Below are 18,864 nucleotides of genomic sequence, written 5' to 3'. Positions count from 1 at the left end.
CTGGCCGGGGAGGGCGAGCCTGTCACTCGTCTCGGTGACGGCTAGGCTTTCGGCCTCGCACGATCCCACTTCGACGCCACGATGTTGCATCTGATGCAATCGTGGGAGCGGGCGTGGATGCAGTCGATGTGCCGGGCGCGATGCGCTTGGTGATGCCGGGCAATGTTCGAGCCCTGGACCCGGCGCCTGCGATGTTCGACGCGATGCTCGCGGGCTGGACGCGGCAGCAGCAGAGCCGCCTTCTGGCGCGGAAGACGATCGCCGACCGGATCAGTCTGGTACGGCGGTTCGCCCTGTTCAACGGCACGTACCCGTGGGAGTGGACCGCGGAGGATGTCGAGGCCTACTTCTCCGCCCAGATCTCCGGCCCGTTGCCGCTGGCGCACTCCACGGTGCGTGGCCAGCAGAGCGACCTGCGCCTGTTCTGCACATTCGTCACCGATGCCCGCTACGGCTGGGCGGCCGCCTGCCTGGAAGAGTTCGGGCGAGCACCGGTCCAGGTCTGCCACGACTGGAACACCGCCGACCACGTCGCCGACTACGAGGGCCGGCCCGGACGTCGCGCCCTGACCTACGACGAACTCCAGGCTCTCTTCGACGCGGCGGACGAGCGGGTCGAGTCCATCCGCCGACGGGGTCGCAAGGGCGTGCTGTCGGCCTGGCGCGATGCCGTGCTGCTGAAGGCGGTGTACGCGTACGGGACCCGCAGGCGCGAGACCGCGATGCTGGACCTCCACGACCTTCGGCACAACCCGCGGGCGAAGGCCTACGGCAGGTTCGGCGCCCTGGAGGTCCGCTTCGGGAAGGCCTCGCGGGGCAGCCCGCCCAAGCGCCGCACGGTGCTCACCGTCCCGGAGATGGACTGGATCGTGCCGCTGCTCACGGAGTGGACCGCCGAGGTCCGGGCCGGGTTCGGGGTGGGCGGGCATCCGGCGCTGTGGGTGACCGAGCGCTGCGGCCGGATCAGCCTGCGGCGCCTGGACGAGGTGTTCTCCTTGGTCCGGGATCTGGCCGGGCTGCCGGACGAGCTGGAACTGCACTGTCTGCGGCACACCTACATCACGCACCTGATCGAGTTCGGGTACCCGGAGCGGTTCGTGAACCCACCGCTCCGCCAGCTCCCTCGCCCGGGCCCTGACCGGACACGGCATCCCCATCCGTCCGTCCCGTGCGACCGCCCTGATTCAGCTTGCTGAGGAGATGCCGCCCGCGGTCCTGGCCCCGCTCCTGGGGCTCCACGTCATCACCGCGCTGCAATGGCGCCGCCGAGCAGCGACCGACTGGACCGCCTATCTCCAGGCACGCCAGCGCGCCCTCGCGGACAGACGACCGTCGTCCGGGCCGTGATCGTTTCTTCGGTGAAAACGGCCACCCAGCCGGGTGAGTTGCCCCACGACCCCCTTCCGCCCGGTGCGACCCCCGGCTACAAACCGGATCATGATCATCAAGCTGATGCGGCGCGGTCTTCCCGCCCTTGCGCTCGCCGCCCTGCCCCTGCTCGCCACCACCCTCCCCGCGGCCGCCGACACACCGGCCACTAAGAAGACGACCCTCACCGAACTCGTGCCGGTCCAGGGCACGGCCGGGGTGCGGGCGCCGCTGCCGTTGTTCGAGGCCATCGACAGGCTCCCGGTCGCCGAGGAACACCGCGCCGGCTACAAGCGGGACCTGTACAAACACTGGAACCGGGGTCTGAACGCGACGGACGGCTGTGACACCCGCAAAGAGGTCATCCTCGCCGAGGCCGTCGGCGCCCCGCAGGTCGCGGCTGGCTGCAAGCTGACAGGTGGAACCTGGCGCAGCGCATACGACAACCTGGTCGTCACCGACGCGGCCCGCCTCGACGTCGACCACTTCGTCCCGCTCGCCGAGGTCTACGACTCGGAACAGACCCCGTGGAGTGCGGCCCGGCGGGAGGCGTACGCGAACGACCAAAACAGCCCGGACACGCTGATCGCGGTCTCCGCCGCCTCCAACCGGTCCAAGAGCGACAAGGACCCTGCCGAGTGGCTGCCCTCGGACGGCTCCTACCACTGCACTTACGCCGCGACCTGGGTCGGCACGAAGTTGCGCTGGGACCTGGCCGTCGACGAGGCCGAGCGGCAGGCCCTCCTCGGACTCGCCGAAGACTGCTCCACTACCACCGTCGTCTACGAGCCGGCCGCGTAGAAGAGGGCCGGCTTCCGTCTTGTTGCCCGGCAACCGGGCAACAAGACGGGGTATGCATCTGGCCGCACTCGGGGGCGTATCTCCACGGCCTGGCATATTGCGCAGAAACCTGTACCGGCATGCGGTTTATCCGCAATGGAAAATGTGACCAGTGTGAATTCATTTAGGAAGTGAAGGTGAGAAATAGCATGAAGCTGAGGACGTTCTTCGCTCAGCATCCATCGCTATGTGCGACACGGTGAAAAGGTGGAGTCGAGTGGCCGCTGGCCGTGACAATCTGCTGGCCTCGCTAGGTCCTTTTGAGTGGAGGTACACGGTCCGTGGGTGTCAATGTCAATCCCACCGCCGAGCCCCTGGACGACGTGCCCAGGGACTCGGCTTCGGGCGATGTCGAGACCGGTCGGTCAGAGGCGTGAGGCTGTCACGCCTGCCATGTGCCGGCTAGTCCTGTCGGGTTGTTGCACCTCGGCGGGTCCGCTTCATGGCGAAGAAGGCCGAGCCTCCGATGAAGGCCAGCGCGACTGCGGTGGCGGCCGCGATGCTCGCCTCGCTGCTTGAGCCGGTCGTGGCGAGGTTCTGCGACGCCACCTTCGGCTGCCGGTCGGTGGCGGCGCTCACGGGGGCGAAGTTGACGCTCTTGGCGGTGTGGCCGGGGCGGAACTGACCCAGAGCGTCGTCGAGGCCACCGGGCAGGAAGTCGGCCCACGGGGGCTTGCCCTGGTCGTGGCCGGGCTTGCCGGGGCCGTCGTGACCGTGGCCGGGCTTGCCGTGGTCGTCGTCGCGACCGTGCTCGCCCTCGTGGCCCTCGTCGTCCTCGTCGTGACCGTGGTCGTGGTCGCCCGAGTCACCCTTCTCGCCCTTGTCACCGCGAGGCCCCTTGGGTCCTGCGGGTCCTGCCGGTCCTGCGGGTCCTGCGGGTCCTGCGGGTCCAGCAGGTCCCGCGGGTCCTACGGGTCCGGCAGAACCGGTGGGTCCGGCGGGGCCGGGAGCCCCGTCGGGGCCGGGTGCACCGGGTGCGCCGGGGCTGCCGGACGGGCCGGGGGAACCGGGTGCACCAGGGGCACCGGGGCTACCGTCAGGACCGGGTGCACCGGGTGCGCCGGGGCTGCCGGACGGGCCAGGGGCGCCGGGGCTGCCGGACGGGCCAGGGGCGCCGGGGCTGCCGGACGGGCCAGGGGCGCCGGGGCTGCCGGACGGGCCAGGCGCGCCGGGGCTGCCGGACGGGCCAGGGGAGCCCGTCGGGCCGGGGGGGCCGGGCTCACCCGTCGGGCCGGGAGAGCCCGTGGGGCCGGGCGAGCCCGTCGGTCCGGGAGGTCCGGGCGGGCCGGCGGCGCAGGTCGGCACCGTAATGGTGTTGTTGTCCATCGTGACCGCGGCCACACGCGCCAGGGCGCGGCCTTCGATCACGGCGCTGTTGTTCAGCGTGATGGACTGCATGGCCAGGATGGTGCCCTTGAACTGGGTGCTCGTGCCGAGGGTGGCGGCGCTGCCCACCTGCCAGAACACGTTGCAGGCATTGGCTCCGTTGATGAAGGCCACGGAACTCGACGAAGCCGTGGTCAGGGTCGAGGGGATCCGGAAGATGAAGACGGAGTTGGGGTCGTTCTGGCCGTCGAGGGTGACCGTCCCGGTGAGTTGCAGGGAGTCCGGGGACGCCGGGGCCGTGTAGACGCCGGGCGCCAGCGTCAGTCCGCCGATCTCGTCCGAAGCGAGAATGGTCCCGGGCCCCCGGCCTGCCGCGTCGTCGTAGGCGACGACGAGGTCGGACTTCGCCTGAGCGGCGGCGGCGTTGGGGGCCACGCGCGTCACTCCGTTGACGATGCCGGGCGGGAAGCCGGTCACCGACGTGCCCGGATAGAGGCCCAGGTCGCCGTTGATGACGGTGGGGTTCGTGTTGGTGACCGTCGAACCGGCCAGGACCCCGTAACGGGCGGTGGTCCCCAGCAACACGGGGGCTTCTGCGGCGTGGGCGAGGGTCGGGACCAGGGCGGCCGACGCCAGGAGCGTTGCGGGGAGGAGGGCAAAGGCTCCCCGTTTGAGCAGACTGCGTTGAGGGCTCGTGTCGGGTGGAGCCGACCGGATGACATCCAATGCCATAGCAGGACCTCTCTTGTTGCTGGTCAGGGCCGCCGGCCCGCTGCCTGTGCCGACACGCGGGCTCACCCCGGCAGGGGCGCAGATGCTCCGTGCCAGAGGTGGTGATGGGTCGTCTCGTGGGAGCATTTCCGTATATTACGTAGCAATAGACTGCAAATCGGGAAAATGGTCTGCATGAGTGACGTGGCGTCAGGGGGTACATACGTGGCAGGCGCCGAGCCGCATCCGCAGTTCGACCGGCGCGCCTGGCTCCTCGCCCACGACAAGATCGGCATCCCCACCGCCCTTCCCGCGGTCACGCCGCCCGTGGCCGGCCCCCGCGGCCGTACGCGCACCGTGCGTCTCGACGACCCGGTGCTGGTCCTGGCGGACGACGTGGAGCGGGAGGACCGGCTGTCCGGCTGCTCCACCGTCGAGGACGCCGAAGCGCTGGTCGAACTGGCGGCTGGGTAGGCCGGGGCATCGGTCCACAGGCTGACCGCACCCGGCACGGTGCCGCCGGCGGTGCTCGGCGAGGTGCGGGCGATCGGCCGGTTCCAGTGGGGGTCGGGCGGCCTGCGCGTGACGCCGGCCTGGCCCGCCCGCCTGCGCGGCACCGCAAGCGCGGGCTCGGCGGGGCCGGTCCGCCACGGCCTTCCCTACGCAGGCCCCGAGGAAGAGTGCGTGTGTGCGTGTGCAGGCAGCACGACTGCGGCGGCATCGTCCCCGTGTCCCGGTGCCCGGAACACGGCAGCGCTGCGCGCGATGGAGTGGCACCCCGGAGGCGGGATCCGTTACACGGACCTGCGTCTGGGCCGCCTGGGGGCGAGGTCCGAGTCCGCCACCATAAGCAGTTCGAACTGAGGGACGCGCCGTGGGCCGACATGCCGCGCTTGGCGTAATGAGGCACTCAAGCGGGCTTCCGAGGCCACGTTGTGCGCAGGCGTGACCGGGGTGGTGGCAGGAAGGATCGGCGAAGCGGGCTATGGGCGAGGAGATCGAGGAGGACCGGTCGGAGGGTTTCGGTGAGCGGCTGCTGGGCCTGCTGCTGGACCGGGCGCGGCTGCTGCCGCCGCAGCTGATCGCCCCGCTCATCGCGGAGGAGGTGGGCAGGGTCGGAGGCCGTGATGTCTCCATCCTGCTCCAGGACTACGCGCAGGAGCTGCTGGTGCCGCTTCCGGGCAAAAAACTGCACGCCGGCCAGCCTGAATCGGTGATCGACTCACCCGTGGGCCGGGCTTTTCTGCGCGGGGTGGTCGTCGAAGTGCCGCAGGCCCGCGGTGGCGTGCGGATGTATCTGCCGCTGCTGGACGGCGGCGACACGGTGGGCGTGATGGCCCTCACCCTGGACACCGTCGGCGACGACGACCGGCGGCTGCTGAGCCGGCTCTCATGCCTGGTGGCCGACCTGCTGGTCACCAAGAACGCCTACACCGACCAGTTTTTCCAGGCCCGGCGCCGGGAGCCGATGAGCGTGTCCGCAGAGATCCAGTGGGGCCTGCTGCCGCCGCTGTCGATGGCCGTGCCGCAGGTGGAGGTGGCCGGCATGCTGGAGCCCGCCTACCGCGTCGCCGGAGACAGCTTCGACTACGCCCTCAACGACAACATCCTGCACGCCGCCGTGATCGACGCGATGGGCCACGGCGTGGAAGCCGCCACCATGGCAACCGTGGCCATCGGCGCCTACCGGCACGCCCGCCGCGTGTTCATCAGCCTGGCCGAGAAGTACGCGTTCATGGACGATGCCATCTCCCGGCTGTTCGGCCCCGACCGGTTCGTCACAGCGCAGTTGATGCACATCAACGTCGCCACCGGTGCGATGGAGCTGGTCAACGCGGGCCACCCCGCCACCGCTGCTGATCCGCGACGGGCACGTCGTGCGGCAGCTGGAGAGCGCGACGACGCTGCCCGTCGGTTTCGGCGGTGAGGAGCCCCGGATCAGAGAGCACACACTCCAGCAAGGCGACCGCGTGCTGTGCTATACCGACGGCATCATCGAGGAGCACGTCGCCGGCGGGGAGCTGTTCGGCGAGGAACGCCTCATCCGCTGCGTCAACCGCCTGGGGGAGGAACCCTCACAAGGACTGCGGGCGGACCTGCGCCGGCTCTCCCACATGCTGAAGAGCGAACGGGGCGGGCACACCAGCGACGACGCCACCCTCTTCATGATCGAATGGCGCGGGGGCGCCGCCGACCACCTCGCGGTCCTTGGCTGAGCGCCCCGCGATGGAGTGCCATCCCGGATGCGGGAGCCGCTGCACGGGCTTGCTTCTGGACCGCCTGGTGGGAGCGGCAGAGTCCCGGCAGAAGGGGGGGTAGGTCTGCGCGCCGGATGTTCGTCCTCGCTGTCACTAAGTCACAAGGGACAGATCTGGGGCCCTTTGAGGGCGGGAATACCGCACGCTTCGAATGACGCTCCCCGCCAGCTGGCGCAAGTTCGTGGACCGCACAAAGGCGCGAGGCGTACGCGAACGACCAGGGTCAGCCAGCTTCCCTGGTGGCGGTGACGGCCCGCTCGAACCGGTCGAAGGCGGACCAGGATCCGGCGGAGTGGCTGCCGCCGGCGCCGGATGCGCTGTGCCGGTACGGCGCCGAGTGGACCGCGACCAAGCTCCGCTGGGGCCTCGCGGTCGACGAGGCCGAGCGGGACCGCCTGTTCGACATCGCGGCCGGCTGCGGCGGAACCGACGTGGAGTTCACCCCCGCCCCGTAGAGCTGTCTGCGGGCCGAGGGCCGCCATCTTCGTCGTTCGAGGTGGCGGCCCTTCGTCATGCTCCGGAGTCCGTCCCGGGGCCGCAGGCGGTTGCATGCCGACGCCGTGCCCGCTCAGAAGTCGGCCGTCCGGCCGTGGTCCGCATAGGTGTTGGAGGGGATCTCTTCTGGGGAAGTCGTTGAAGGTGTGGGATTTGCGGTTATAAAATAACCGCCATGCTCACACCTGAGGACGCGTCATACATCACGCGGACCACTGAAGGTCTGTCCGCGCCCCTCTACGAAGCACTCGACCACGGCTACATCGCCGCCCACGGCCACTACGACGACTCGGGCCTCACCGGCAACGGCTACACCAAGGGCCGCACCGACCTGGTGCGCGACCACGCCCGCGGCTTCATCGAGCGCCGCCGTGCCGACGGGCTCGACCTCGGCGGCTGGGTGCCCATCGAGACGTCCAGCGGCCGCCTGCACCTGCGTCACGAGACGATGATCATCCGTGTCCTGCACGCCACCCCGTACGAGATGGTCCCGGCCCCCGGGAAGAACCGGGCGCGGATCACCTACTATGAGAATCGAAAACTTGATCTACTCGGTGTGGCGGGCAGCAACCTCATCGCGGTCTGGCTCTCTCCGCCCGACGATGGCGGGGAGATCTCGGTCCGGATCGTTCGCCCGATAGGTGAATGGAAGCCGGGACGGGCCGCGAAGTTCGACCTGTACTACGAGCTCCCCCGCAACACTGAGTCGTTTACCGACTGGGAGTTCATCCCGGACGACGAAGGCTTCACACTGCCCTTCGAGTTCGACGAGGACGTGCGCGAAGAGGGTGAAGGAAGTAGTGCGTGATCCAGCGGAGCGCATCCGGACCCTGAGGTCCCTGATGGGCCTCACCCAGGGGGAACTCGCGCAGGCCGCCGGCGTCTCGCAGCCGCTGATCTCACAGATCCAAAAGGGCCTCAAGCCGGTCAGCGACGACGTCCTGGCCCGCATCGCCGCAGCGACCGGCACACCCATGTCGTTCTTCGACGTGGACCCCTCCGACCTCCCCGCCGACACGCTGGCCTTCCGCAAGAAGGCCAGCGCCTCGGCCAAGGAGGTCGCACGGGTGGAGGCCACGGTCAGGGAGGCGTACCGGGTCGCCGTACGCCTCATGGCCGAGACCAGGGTGCGCCGCACCACCCTCCCGGTGGCCGAAGGCACCCTCACCCCCGACGACATCGAAGACCTCGCCGACCGGACCCGCACCGCCCTGGGCATCGCCTCGGACGGAGTGATCGGACACGTCATCCGCGCCTGCGAACGGGCCGGCATCCCCGTGGTCCCGCTCATGCTCCTCGACTCCGACGGCGCCGGAGAAGAAGCCGTCGTCGGGCACTCCGGGGTCTCCTGCTGGAAGGGCACCACGGGGCCGTCCATGATCAGCTACTTCTCCGCCGGAAGCGGAGACAGGCAGAGATTCACCACCGCGCACGAACTGGGACACCTCGTCCTGCACCCCCACCGCCGGGCAGGCCTGGACCCTAAGCAGGCCGAAACCGAGGCGCACCGCTTCGCGGGCGCGTTCCTGCTTCCGAAGGAACGCGCGGAGGAAGCATTCAGCGGCCCGCTGATGCTCCGCGAGTTCGCCGTCCTCAAGCAGCGCTGGGGCATCTCCATCCAGGCCCTCATCAACCGCGCTCACGACCTGGGCCACATCGACCAGGCCCGCCGCGAGAGCCTCTACAAGCAGCTCGCCGCCCGGGGCTGGCGGACCAACGAGCCCGTCGCCGTGCACCCCGAGCAGCCCACCCTCGTCCGCGCCATGCTCGGCCGCAGGTACGGCGAGCCGCCGTCCCTGCTCCAGGCCGCCGAAGACCTCGGTCTGCACCCGGTCCTCATGCGTTCCCTCGCACCGGATGTCGCAGCCGACCCAGCTCCGCGCCGTAGCGCCCCCGTGATCAGCCTTGCCGCCCGCCGCCGCAAAGGCGCACGCCTTCAGGCCCTCTGACCGACTGCCCGTACAGAAGCGGGACGACGGGCAGGTCGAGCGACCGCGACGCGCTTCCCGGCGCCCCCCGGCCGAAGGCCAGCGCGGGCCGGGGGGCGCCCTCCCGCGAGGGACGGCGCCCGGGCCCCGCTCGGTCACAGGTATCCGAGCTTCTCCAGGATGTTCTGCGCCAGGTTGTAGGTGCCGATGAAGGTGACGCCGGCGGACCCGAGCGAGATGAGCGGCTCCGCTCCGTAGTGGCGGGTGAGGAACAGAGCGATGACCGCGGCTGCGGTGGCGAGCGACAAGGACACGAGGATCGCCATCTTCTTCATGGGGGTGGGCTCCTCGGGCGGGGAGACGGCGGGCGGCTCCGCGGCCGCGGTCGGGGGGTTGGGCGGGGTCGTCGGGGCGGGGGTGTTCACGCGGCACCTGCCTGCTGCTTGTCGTGGTTGGCCTTGGTGTGGAGCTGGGCGGGGATCCAGATCCGCTTCTCGCGGGCGGCCTGGTAGAGGGTGCTGCGGAAACGCGTCTTGCAGCTGCGGACCGCTCCGTGGGTGATCTTCAGCTGGTCGGCGATCTCGGTGTCCACGTAGCCGCGGACGGTCAGGCCGATGACGGCCTGGGTCTGCGGGGTCTGCTCGGCCAGGATGTCCTCGAAGTTGGTGGTGAGGACGATGGCCTCGGGCTCGGCCAGGTAGCCGGGGGCCTGGAGCAGGCCGAGGATCCCTCTGCCTCCGCCGGGCGTCCCGTCGAAGGCGCAGAGCGCGTGCAGCTCGGCCCACTTGACCCGCGCCTTCGCCCACCTCAGGTACGCGCGGCGGAACTCCCAGATGCACGTGCCGACGAAGTACGACCGCAGGCAGCTGGCCCCGCGGGGGCCGCGGTGGTCCGGGTTCCACTTCTCCTTGACGAGCGCGTTGCGGCGGAACGTCTTGAGGGCGCCGACCTGCATGTCGATGAGAATCTCGTCGCGGGCTGCGGCGTCGGCGCGCAGGGTGGCGGAGTCCTCGGGGTGAATCCAGAACTCGATGCCCCGCTCGTTGAAGCGCTTCATCGCGAGCCGGCCGAGCGATCCGTCACGGAGCATGCCCTTCAGGAGCGGCTCGGTCTCCAGCAGCATCTCGTCCTGGAACACCTCGTACACCGGCCCCTCGAAGCCGTAGTGAGCCAGTTCCCTAACACGGGCGACGTCCGCCTGAATCCGCGCCGCCCGGTCGTCGGACAAGCCGTTGTCGACGGCCTGCGCGATCTCGTCATCCGTATGCATAAAGCCCTCCCCGGTTCTGGACTACTCCGCATCGGCGACGATGCTTCTTTGTCGCGCGATCCCAGGAACAGTCGCCTGGTTGTACGGGCTGATGTGCGGCGGGAACCTGCGAATGTCACACAAGATCTGAAAACTTTTTTGAACTTTCGCGCCCGAATATCTCCACAGCCCTCTGACCTGCAAGAACGCGGGGCGGCGACAGGAAACTTGCCCCCTGCTCGTCCCGGGGAACGGCCGGTCGCCGCTGTTCCACAGCCGGTCCTCATCGTTGTCGGCGCTCCGCGGCGTCGGGGCCCTGCTCGTGCCCGGTGACGGCGCGGCCGGAGCGCGTCGACCGCAGCCCCTCGGTGGCCGCTGCCGTCCCCCGCCCGGGTGAATCAGGGCCTCGTGTACGCGTACGCGGCTTGTTCGGTGCGCCTCCAACTCGCCCCAAAATCATGCCTATTGACAACAAACACAATCTTTCGGCATGTTTCCGGCGCGGCCTGATCGGCGGGCCGCCTCGGTGTGTGGATTGGGGTGTGTCGTGGTGCGTTCGGTGCGTGAGGTGTTCAACGAGGGGCAGGCGGCGGGCCGGCTGCGGGTGCCGGTCGCGGCGTGGCGGTGGGCGACCGGCTCGGGCCTGGTCCCGGCCGCGGACTTCGGGCCGGGCCGGTGGTCGCGTGCGGTGGTGGAGGCCGCCGACCCGGAAGGGGTCCGCGCCGCGCTGCGGGGTCCCGTGGGGGCGGGGTGGGCCGCAGACCGGTTGACGGAGGCGCTCGGCGTGCCGCTGCCGCGGTGCCGGCCGCGGGTGACCGCGTCCGCGGTCGGTCACCTGGTCGGTGCCGGGCTCCTCGTCTACCTCGGCGGTGAGGTCGAGTTCCCCGACGTCCACCCGGACCAGGTCAACACGCTCGCCCGCCGCCGGGACCTGCCTGCCCTGCTCGACCGGCACGTCCCCCTCGGCCCCAACCAGGCTGCCCGCCGGCTCGGTGTCCGCAGGGTCGACTTCGACGCCGTGGTGCGGCTCGGGTTCCTCTCCCCGGTCGGCACGGTGGACGTCGACTACAAGTCCCACGGCGGGTGGACCACGGTTCCGCTCTACTCCGCCCAGGACGTCGCCCTGCTCCCCGTCGTCCGGCCGCTGGTGGACTGGCAGGCGGTGGCCACCGCCCGGACCGGCCGCCGTTCTCCGCTCGCCGCCCTCACCCCGGTCGTCCCGGGCGAGGACCGGGTGCTGCTGGCGGAGGTGGGGCGGATCGCCGGAGTGGGCCGGGCCGCGGCGGCGAACTGGCGCCGCCGGCACGACGACTTCCCGGCGCCGGTGGGCGGTACGGAGACGAGCCCGGAGTTCGACCGCGCCAAGGTGGTCGCCTGGCTCCTGGCCCACGGCAAGATCGCCGTCCCCACGGAAGCACCCTCCGCCGCCCTGGTCGTCGCCGACGACAAGCGCGGGACGCGCCGGTTCCGGCTCGATGACCCGCACCTGCTCCTGGCCGACGACGCCGAAGACGAGGACCGCCTGTCCGGCTGGTCCAACGACGAAGACGCTGACACCCTCGCCGCCCTGTCCGCAGGCACGTTCGGACTGACCGTCAAGCACCTGGCCGCGCCCGGGACGCCGCCCCTGGCCGTCCTCGGCGGAGCACGCGTGATCGACCGGTTCCGGTCGGGATCGGGAGGCCTGCGCCTCACGCTGGCGTGGCCGGCCGGTCTGCGCGGCACCGCCGCGTCACATCCGGCGGGCGGGGTGGTCCGCCACGGAGTCGCGTACGCGGGGCCGGGCGCGGCCTGTGTATGCGCGCGGCACGACTGCGGTGGCGTGGTCCCGGTCTCCTGGTGCGCCGAGCACGGCGACGCCGTCGGCCCGGTGCTGGAGTGGCATCCCGGCGGCGGGATCCGCTGCAACAACCTGTCCCGCCGCGCGGCCACACGGCCCTCCGCGGTCGGGCAGACTGCCACCACGACGGACGAGAAGACCGCCCTGCACACGACGGCAGCGGCAGGCCCAGCGGCCGGGTCGTAAAACAGGCTGGGGCACCCCGTCCCTGGCGCTGCGCCCGGGACGGGGGCCGAGAGGAAGGACAGGCAGCTGGTGGGGGACATCGATGACGCGCTGGACCGCGCGGACCGGGAAGGGTTCACGCGGGAGCCGCCTAAGACCCTGAAGGGCCGGATCAACTTCCTGGTCAGACAGCTGAAGTCGACCAAGGCCGTCGCCGAGGAGCTCGGGGTCAGCCAGCGGTCGGTGGAGCGCTACCGCAAGGGCGACCGGAAGACTCCGCCCAAGGCCGTCGCGGACCGCATCGACACGGCCGTGCGCGCCCGCTGGCAGCCGGTGGTGCGCGGCCGGCGCCGTAAGGAGGCTGCCACCAGCACCGGGATCACGGTGGAGACGCGGGCCCGGTTCGGCTACACCGCTCCGGTCGGCACGACCGACGACGGCAGGATGCGACGCCTGACCGTCCACCTTCCGCCCGCGTACGCGCAGCGCCTCTTCGACGCCCGCGAGACGGGCGGGAGCGACCAGCAGATGCGTGCAATCGTCGCCGAAGGACTGCAGGAAATCTATTTCAAGGACGGCGGAACCCGCGCGGACGGCCTTGAAATCGAATTCACGGACATCGACTATTTCGACGTTTCCTTCTGAACAGGAACCTGAAAATGACGAGCATCAAAACCGGGAAATAGGGAGCCGGGACAGCGCCGCCGGCCCCCGACGGCCTGGCGGACCGTGCGCTTCGACCTGGAGACCGCCGGCTTCTGCACGTCCTGGCCGACCGACGAGGCCCAGGGCGGGCTCGTCGCCTCGACGCCGAGGAGTCGCGCGCCTGACGCACGTGCAAGGCGGCCGGCGTCGACCAGGGCGATGTCGTCGTGGGGTGGCTCTCCCACGCCCGCCTCAACACTGCGGCGCTCGACATGGTCAACGCCGACCGGCTGGAGGCAGAAGCCGTCACTTGCTTCGAGACGGTCCGCGACGCGATGAACACCGCGCTCGCCGCCGTCCTGACCGGCTTCGGCTACCGCATCCGCCCGAACACTGACGGCCTCGGCCACCGCGTTCTACCGTTGCCGGTAGCACCCGCTGCCAGGAGGAGCCGATGAGCGCGCAACCCGACCACACCCCCGCCCCGTACGCGCCCGCCCCGGGCGCGCCGGCCGAACTCCTTGCCCAGCTGCGCGCCGACCGCCGTGCGGAGCGGTGGGTGCCGGCGTTTGAGCAGGAGTGGGCGCAGGCGTTGGAGGAGTCGCGCCGGTCGTTCTCCCTGAACACCCTGTATGAGGTCGTCCACGTCTGGCAGGCACGTCTCGCCTCCGCCCCCGCGGTCGACGCGTTCGTCGCCTCCGGCCACGATGAGACCGGGTTCGTGGACATGGCCGAGCTCCGCGGCCGGCGGCGCCGGTGAGCCTGCAGCCGTACGCGGTCCGCCTCTCGACGCCGGCCGCGAAGGTCCTCGCCGAACTCCCCGAACACGCGGAAGAGACGACGTGGGACCTGCTCGACGCCGCCGCGGCCGACCCGTGGGGCTTCGCCCAGTGGGACGCCGCCGACCCCGAGGGTGAAGACGTCCGTATCGCGTCCGCCGGCCGGCTGTCCGTCATCTACTTCGCCAACCGTGCGCTGCGGCACCTGTCCGTCCTGGACATCGTCTGGCTCGGCTAGCCACCTGCTCGATCGCGGCCTGCCGAAGCTGCAGAACCGGGGTGGGCAGGACAGCACATGCTGTCCTGCCCACCCCGGCCAGATCCTGCGGACCTACGCCTCGCAGCGGTGACGCGCCCGCTCTCCCAGCTCGGGATCTTCCTCAAGGAGGAGACGCAGCCGCTGGCGGCTGTGACGCAGATGCGAACGGACGGTCGCCTCGCCCAGGTGGAGCTCCTTGGCGATCTGCCGAGGAGCCATCCCGTCCAGCGTGCAGACGAACACGTACTTCTGCGTCTTGGGCAGCGTCTTCACGAAGTCCAGGACGAGCTGCTTCTGCACGGCGAGCACGGCGGGATCGTCCTGCGAATCCTCAACCTCGAACACCAAGTCGGCTATGTACTCGACCGAGGTGGCGTGCCGGTTCTTGTACCGGAGGAGGTCAATCCACCGGCCCTTCGCGGCGTGGTAGGCGAAGGCCATTGGCTTTGAGGTGCACGGCCAGCTCTCCCACAGCTTCATGAGGGCGTACTGGGCGATGTCCTCGCCCTCGTGCTCGGTGACGCCGTGCTTGGCGAGGTAGCGGTGCAGCTTCTTCTCCGCCTTCTCGTTCCGGACGAAGGCTGTGAAGTCGCGCTGGTCCTTGCTGGGGGCGGTCATTCCTCAACCGTTCCGGCCGTGGGCAGTATGTCGGCGGCGGTCTCGCTGAGCATCGTTTGTTGGGGGATGCTGTGCAGCGCTCGCGCAGCTGAGGTGGGCGGTGCCTCGACGGTCATCGGCACTGCCGTGTCCGTGTGCCGGGCCTCCTGAGTGGGTGGCCCGTCACTGGAGATGCTGGAGTTCTCCGACTGCGCCTCCGCTCGGAAGGTGTCTCCGCGGCGCACGAAGTACTTGATCACCTTGTCGACGGGCTTGAGGCACAGCACCTTGCAGCCGTGAGCGGTCCGTTCGGCCAGCCACGCGACGTGCGGCCACATGACCGTCACCGCGACCGCGCCGACGGCGTACGGTGCAGCGGGGTTCACGGAGGTGAGGGGCTCGATGCCCAGGTGAGGGGCTGCGAGCACGCCGAGTTCCGCGACGAACAGCGCGGTACGGGGCTTGCTCATGGGGAGTACGGGAGGGGACGCGACGGCGTCCGCCGCGTCGTCTCCCACGCGCTTCTCGCGCATGGTTCGCCTACCTATCTGCCAGTGCGTCGCTCAGCAGACGCCACTCCCTGCCAGGAGTATCGGCGCGCGTCCCGACACGATTTTGTGACTCATCGTTCACCTACCATCACCTCTCTGTCGAACCTCGTCGGTGTGGGAAAGGTCACAGCAGGGGCAATTGCACGAAAACGCAGGTGGGTTCGGCAGAACGGTCAGACGTATCGCCTACGTCTGCCACGGGGACCCGCCGGCACCTCCTGCCAGAGGCACGGCGGGTCCCCGATCTCTCACCCAGCCGCCACTGCATCCCGATGCCGAAGAGCCGCCAGACCACCAGCGCCGCGCCTACCGGCCGGTGCTTGACGGGCGTCGCGGATTGTTCGTGATGTCGGACAGGGCGCCCGCCGCCGCCTTCCTCGGCGAGCACATCACCGCAGCTCCTCGCCGAGGGCCAGCGCATCTTCGACCAGGCCGGCCCTCAGGAGCAGACCTTGGACTACGCCCTCCCGTGGTGGCGGGTCAACATGTTCATCTCCTTGCTGGCCACCCGGCTCAGGGACGAGGTGACGCCGTCGCGGCGCAGGACGCAGCGGCAGCGGAGCTCTCCCCGCCCCTGTCGCGGTTCGCGACCCATCTGGAGACGCACCAGGGCTGGTGCTGGCCCGGCTCCGCGACGTCACCGCCGGCACCACCCACGCCAGTAGCGCACGGGATGCCCAAAGAGCACTCCATGACCCTGCGCCTGCTTATGCGGAGTCGAACAGTCCTGACCATCCTCCGGGCCCAGAGCAGCCGACTGGCACCCGCTTCAATTGTGCGGTTCACCCGACAGGCGGGGAGTCTTCCCGGAGTATGGAACGGCGTTGCAGCAGGGCCGCTCTGTGCTCCGTGGCTGCGGCGACGACAGGGGCTCGGGAGAGGAGATGACTGTGTCGAGGAAGCAGCGAATCGTGGTGATAGTCGCCGCGGTGGTGGGGATTGTCTCGACACCTGCCATTTGGTTACTTGACGGCCCGGACACCGCAGGACTCGTGGGGGCATCCATTCAGGCCGCCACCGGAGTCGCTGCGCTGGTGTGGGCCTGGGCCCAGACCCGGGCCGGTACCGCAGGCGAGACAGGAGACACCGCCACGCAGACCGGACGAGCAGAGGCCAGCGACGGGGGACAAGCCCACACAGGCGTACGACGCGGTGGTGACGGCAGCCCCGGTGCAGCCCGGGTCCAGGAAAGCGGTGACGCAATCGCTCGTGGCGCAGGCAGCAATGCCGGCACCGGCATCGACTACACCGACTAGCGCGGCCATGCCCGTAGAGCGAAGGCTGGATGCGTCATGAGGTGGCGCCGGAGGAAGCAGCCTGCGTCCACCTTGAGGGACGATCTCGCGGTCTCTTCCGTCAGTGACAGTGGTGACGCCATCGCGTCGGCCGTGGGTGCAGTGGCCGTCAGCGGCCACGTAGATCATCTGACGATCACCCAAGCCGTTTCCCAAGGGCCAGTCCAGTGGCCGCTCCGCCTGGGATCGGTCCCCGCACTGGCATCTGCATTCCAGCAGCGGCCTGAAGTCCGGGACGTGATTGACCAGGCTGTTGCCGGGCACACCGCGGTGGTGCTGACCCAAGTTCTGTCCGGTGGCGGCGGTGTGGGCAAGACCCAACTGGCTTCCGCATACGCCCATCAGGCGCTGGCAGAAGGCGTCGACCTGGTCGTCTGGGTCGACGCCAGCGAAACGGACCAGGTGATCGCCCGCTACGCGGTCGCTGCTCACATCGTTGATGCCCCGAATGCCTTGGCGGGCCAGACCGGCGAGGAAGACGCCAGGGCATTTCTCCAGTGGCTGGCAACGACCAAGCACTCGTGGCTCGTCGTCCTCGACGACATTACCGACCCGGATGCGATGCAACCGTGGTGGCCGCCATCATCGGCATGGGGCCGTGGCCGGGTTGTGGCGACCACACGCCGCCAGGATGCCGTCTTGTCCGGCGGCGGTCGTGCGGTTGTGGACATTGCTACCTACAGCTCGCAAGAAGCCGACACGTATCTACGCGAACGACTCCGATCCGCCCGCGCGGCACACCTGCTGGACGCGCAAACAGAAGTTCTGGCCGAGGCACTGGGATATCTGCCCCTGGCGCTGTCGCACGCCGCTGCCTACATGATCAACGAAGACGTTCCCTGCACGGAATACCTCCTCCGCTTCAACAGCAGCGCCGCGAAACTGGACGACCTGATGCCGCGCCACGCGGACACCGAAGGCTACGGACGTCATGTAGCGACCGCCCTTCTCCTCTCCCTGGACGTTGCCCAAGCGTGCGAACCCGTGGGTCTCGCGATCCCAGCGCTGCGCCTCGCCGCTGTCCTTGACCCTGCTGGGCATCCCCGCGACCTATGGGGAGGGAACGCGGTCATCAGCTACCTCACCGCCCACCGAGCGGCTATGCCGCCACTAGACGGCTCTACCGATGTCAGCACCACCGAGGCCAAGGCGGCGTTGAGGCTCCTGCATCGATATGGCCTGATCACCGACGATGCTCAGGCTGGCTTCCGCGCTGTGAAGCTGCACGCTCTCACTGCGCGCGCCGTTCGTGAGCACACGCCTACTGGTGAACAACGAGAGATCGTGAGGACGGCAGCCGATGCGCTCACAGAGCTCTGGCACAAAGGCGTGGAGAGGGCTGTGCTGCGTACGAACGTCGAGAGTTTGGACGGCTGCGCGGGGGATTTGCTGTGGGAGGTTGAGGGCCATCACCTTCTCCGTTGGGTAGGCAAGAGCCTGAGCGGTGGCGGTCTGGCGACCTCGTCGGTTTCGTACTGGCAGCGGGTAACCGCTACAAGTGAGCGACTGCTCGGGCGGACCCATAGCAAGACCCTGATTGCTCGACGCGAGCTGGCTGTGGCTTACCTGTACGCCCGCCGCAGCAAAGATGCGATGGCCGTATTCCAAGAGGACTACGCCTACGATGCCCAGATGACGGCTGCCGCCGACCCGGCAGCCCGCGTAGCCGACGTGGAGAAGCGCGACCTATACAGGAGACAGGACTCCGCCGGCTTCATCGCATTGTTGGAAGACACGCTCGTCGTCCGAGAACGCCTTCTCGGCCCGACAGACCCTTCAGCCCTGTCCTGCCGAGTCAAGCTCGCTACTGCCTACTGGAACACAGGTAAGCAGCCGCAGGCCATTAGCCTGCTAAAGCTTGTGCTCAAATACCAGAACGAGGATTTGGGTGTCCACCACCCAAGTTCAATGGCGACAGCTGCCCGTCTGCAGGAATGGCAAGGTGAGTCTAAGAGGCGATGGTGGAAAGCGCCCGCAGGATCCTGACCAGAGACGTTAGCAATCTGTCCATTGACCCGGTGGTGGTGCCTGGTTTCTCGGGTTTCTACACAGTGCATCGCGGTGATGCATCACATGATGCACTGCACGCGGAAGGGGATGCATCGCCCCTTCCCGGATCCCCCAAGGGTGTCTGACTGGTGGCGAGGGTTGGCCTGCCTATCCCGGATTCTCCGAAGGTTTTCAGGGAGGGAAGCACCAACCCTGCCCAAGGACAGGGGGGTGCCCGGGGCGTGCACCCGACAGCCGGCCCCGGGCACCCTCGACTGCTGCCAGCTGGCCCGCGTCAGCGGGCCTGGTCCTGGAGGCGGAGCCGGAAGGACCTGAAGGGGTGGGAGCGTCAGCGGACACTCCTTCGATGTTCGCGCTTGCGCGGACATCTGGTGACGCGTCAGCGTCACCAGGCCGGCGCTTGCGCCGGCCCTTTCTCTGGACGTCCGCTTGCGGACGTCAATTCCCGCGCTCGCGCGGGAATCTGGCGAAGCGTCAGCGGAGCCCGGCCGGAGCGCAGCGGAGGCCGTCACTCCTGAGCGCGCCAGCGCTCAGGGTCCCGCTCCGCG

At 69.4% G+C, this 18,864-nt stretch carries 17 protein-coding genes and 2 pseudogenes; 13 read left to right on the top strand and 6 right to left on the bottom strand.

The window, feature by feature from the left end; all coding sequences use genetic code 11:
• Positions 1-113: 113 nt before the first annotated feature.
• From ACFY0D_RS39405 to ACFY0D_RS39395, 3 genes are all read left to right on the top strand, one after another.
• Complete coding sequence (locus tag ACFY0D_RS39405; RefSeq protein ID WP_390802678.1) at positions 114-1,196, top strand: tyrosine-type recombinase/integrase; 1,083 nt, start codon at positions 114-116, stop codon at positions 1,194-1,196.
• A 4-nt stretch (positions 1,197-1,200) separates the two neighbouring features.
• Entirely contained in the window at positions 1,201-1,347 is a 147-nt protein-coding gene (locus tag ACFY0D_RS39400; RefSeq protein WP_390802677.1) for a hypothetical protein, read from the top strand.
• A gap of 90 nt (positions 1,348-1,437) precedes the next feature.
• The gene (locus tag ACFY0D_RS39395; protein ID WP_390802676.1) at positions 1,438-2,169 is read left to right on the top strand and encodes an HNH endonuclease family protein; all 732 of its coding nucleotides are present in this window, start codon (positions 1,438-1,440) and stop codon (positions 2,167-2,169) included.
• A 441-nt stretch (positions 2,170-2,610) separates the two neighbouring features.
• On the opposite strand, the gene ACFY0D_RS39390 is transcribed toward ACFY0D_RS39395, so the two are convergent.
• Positions 2,611-4,119, bottom strand: a complete 1,509-nt coding sequence (locus ACFY0D_RS39390; RefSeq protein ID WP_390802675.1) for an ice-binding family protein — start codon at positions 4,117-4,119, stop codon at positions 2,611-2,613.
• Positions 4,120-4,440: 321 nt separating this feature from the next.
• On the opposite strand from ACFY0D_RS39390, the gene ACFY0D_RS39385 reads away from it, so the two are divergent.
• The 5 genes and pseudogenes from ACFY0D_RS39385 to ACFY0D_RS39365 all read left to right on the top strand — a co-directional run bounded on the left by ACFY0D_RS39385 (position 4,441) and on the right by ACFY0D_RS39365 (position 8,947).
• The gene (locus tag ACFY0D_RS39385; protein WP_390802674.1) at positions 4,441-4,719 is read left to right on the top strand and encodes a hypothetical protein; all 279 of its coding nucleotides are present in this window, start codon (positions 4,441-4,443) and stop codon (positions 4,717-4,719) included.
• 511 nt (positions 4,720-5,230) lie between these two features.
• Positions 5,231-6,461 (top strand): annotated as a pseudogene (locus ACFY0D_RS39380) (PP2C family protein-serine/threonine phosphatase).
• 209 nt (positions 6,462-6,670) lie between these two features.
• A pseudogene (locus tag ACFY0D_RS39375) lies at positions 6,671-6,958 on the top strand (HNH endonuclease); the annotation flags it as partial.
• 215 nt (positions 6,959-7,173) lie between these two features.
• Positions 7,174-7,806, top strand: a complete 633-nt coding sequence (locus tag ACFY0D_RS39370; RefSeq protein ID WP_390802673.1) for a hypothetical protein — start codon at positions 7,174-7,176, stop codon at positions 7,804-7,806.
• Entirely contained in the window at positions 7,799-8,947 is a 1,149-nt protein-coding gene (locus ACFY0D_RS39365) for a helix-turn-helix domain-containing protein (protein WP_390802672.1), read from the top strand. Before ACFY0D_RS39370 ends, ACFY0D_RS39365 begins: the two co-directional genes overlap by 8 nt.
• A 134-nt stretch (positions 8,948-9,081) precedes the next feature.
• Here the strand turns inward: ACFY0D_RS39365 and ACFY0D_RS39360 are convergent, their stop codons facing one another.
• Together ACFY0D_RS39360 and ACFY0D_RS39355 are read right to left on the bottom strand one after the other, a co-directional pair.
• Complete coding sequence (locus ACFY0D_RS39360; RefSeq protein ID WP_390802671.1) at positions 9,082-9,351, bottom strand: hypothetical protein; 270 nt, start codon at positions 9,349-9,351, stop codon at positions 9,082-9,084.
• Entirely contained in the window at positions 9,348-10,196 is an 849-nt protein-coding gene (locus tag ACFY0D_RS39355; protein ID WP_390802670.1) for a hypothetical protein, read from the bottom strand. The genes ACFY0D_RS39360 and ACFY0D_RS39355 overlap by 4 nt, the downstream gene beginning before the upstream one ends.
• A 529-nt stretch (positions 10,197-10,725) precedes the next feature.
• Here ACFY0D_RS39355 and ACFY0D_RS39350 point away from each other — a divergent pair.
• Positions 10,726-12,201: a hypothetical protein gene (locus ACFY0D_RS39350; RefSeq protein ID WP_390802669.1), complete on the top strand. Its 1,476-nt coding sequence runs from the start codon at positions 10,726-10,728 to the stop codon at positions 12,199-12,201.
• Positions 12,202-12,270: 69 nt separating this feature from the next.
• Entirely contained in the window at positions 12,271-12,825 is a 555-nt protein-coding gene (tpg, locus tag ACFY0D_RS39345; RefSeq protein WP_390802668.1) for a telomere-protecting terminal protein Tpg, read from the top strand.
• On the opposite strand, the gene ACFY0D_RS39340 is transcribed toward tpg, so the two are convergent.
• A complete protein-coding gene (locus ACFY0D_RS39340) occupies positions 12,804-13,235 on the bottom strand; it encodes a hypothetical protein (RefSeq protein WP_390802667.1) in 432 nt (143 codons plus the stop codon). The two genes, tpg and ACFY0D_RS39340, sit on opposite strands and share 22 nt — an antisense overlap.
• A gap of 44 nt (positions 13,236-13,279) precedes the next feature.
• Here ACFY0D_RS39340 and ACFY0D_RS39335 point away from each other — a divergent pair, with 44 nt between their 5' ends.
• Together ACFY0D_RS39335 and ACFY0D_RS39330 are read left to right on the top strand one after the other, a co-directional pair.
• Positions 13,280-13,585, top strand: a complete 306-nt coding sequence (locus tag ACFY0D_RS39335; RefSeq protein ID WP_390802666.1) for a DUF6247 family protein — start codon at positions 13,280-13,282, stop codon at positions 13,583-13,585.
• Complete coding sequence (locus ACFY0D_RS39330; RefSeq protein WP_390802665.1) at positions 13,582-13,842, top strand: hypothetical protein; 261 nt, start codon at positions 13,582-13,584, stop codon at positions 13,840-13,842. The genes ACFY0D_RS39335 and ACFY0D_RS39330 overlap by 4 nt, the downstream gene beginning before the upstream one ends.
• 93 nt (positions 13,843-13,935) lie before the next feature.
• On the opposite strand, the gene ACFY0D_RS39325 is transcribed toward ACFY0D_RS39330, so the two are convergent.
• Positions 13,936-14,481 carry an RNA polymerase sigma factor gene (locus ACFY0D_RS39325; RefSeq protein WP_390802664.1) on the bottom strand — a complete coding sequence of 182 codons (546 nt, stop codon included), beginning with the start codon at positions 14,479-14,481 and terminating at the stop codon, positions 13,936-13,938.
• Positions 14,478-14,993, bottom strand: coding sequence for a hypothetical protein (locus tag ACFY0D_RS39320; RefSeq protein WP_390802663.1), 516 nt, complete (start codon positions 14,991-14,993; stop codon positions 14,478-14,480). The genes ACFY0D_RS39325 and ACFY0D_RS39320 overlap by 4 nt, the downstream gene beginning before the upstream one ends.
• Positions 14,994-16,339: 1,346 nt before the next feature.
• Here ACFY0D_RS39320 and ACFY0D_RS39315 point away from each other — a divergent pair.
• On the top strand, positions 16,340-18,292 hold the full coding sequence (locus ACFY0D_RS39315; protein WP_390802662.1) for an NB-ARC domain-containing protein: 1,953 nt from the start codon (positions 16,340-16,342) through the stop codon (positions 18,290-18,292).
• Positions 18,293-18,864: the final 572 nt, after the last annotated feature.

It is taken from the genome of Streptomyces sp. NPDC001502, assembly GCF_042894785.1.
In the GTDB taxonomy this organism is placed as follows: domain Bacteria; phylum Actinomycetota; class Actinomycetes; order Streptomycetales; family Streptomycetaceae; genus Streptomyces; species Streptomyces kutzneri.
Note: the sequence above shows the minus strand (reverse complement) of the source record. Positions and strands in the feature narration are given on the sequence as shown.

Coding starts and splice junctions, on each gene's coding strand:
- ACFY0D_RS39320 (WP_390802663.1), bottom strand. CDS start 14,993: ATGCGCGAGAAGCGCGTGGGAGACGACGCGGCGGACGCCGTCGCGTCC.
- ACFY0D_RS39400 (WP_390802677.1), top strand. CDS start 1,201: ATGCCGCCCGCGGTCCTGGCCCCGCTCCTGGGGCTCCACGTCATCACC.
- ACFY0D_RS39385 (WP_390802674.1), top strand. CDS start 4,441: ATGAGTGACGTGGCGTCAGGGGGTACATACGTGGCAGGCGCCGAGCCG.
- ACFY0D_RS39325 (WP_390802664.1), bottom strand. CDS start 14,481: ATGACCGCCCCCAGCAAGGACCAGCGCGACTTCACAGCCTTCGTCCGG.
- ACFY0D_RS39335 (WP_390802666.1), top strand. CDS start 13,280: ATGAGCGCGCAACCCGACCACACCCCCGCCCCGTACGCGCCCGCCCCG.
- ACFY0D_RS39370 (WP_390802673.1), top strand. CDS start 7,174: ATGCTCACACCTGAGGACGCGTCATACATCACGCGGACCACTGAAGGT.
- ACFY0D_RS39395 (WP_390802676.1), top strand. CDS start 1,438: ATGATCATCAAGCTGATGCGGCGCGGTCTTCCCGCCCTTGCGCTCGCC.
- ACFY0D_RS39355 (WP_390802670.1), bottom strand. CDS start 10,196: ATGCATACGGATGACGAGATCGCGCAGGCCGTCGACAACGGCTTGTCC.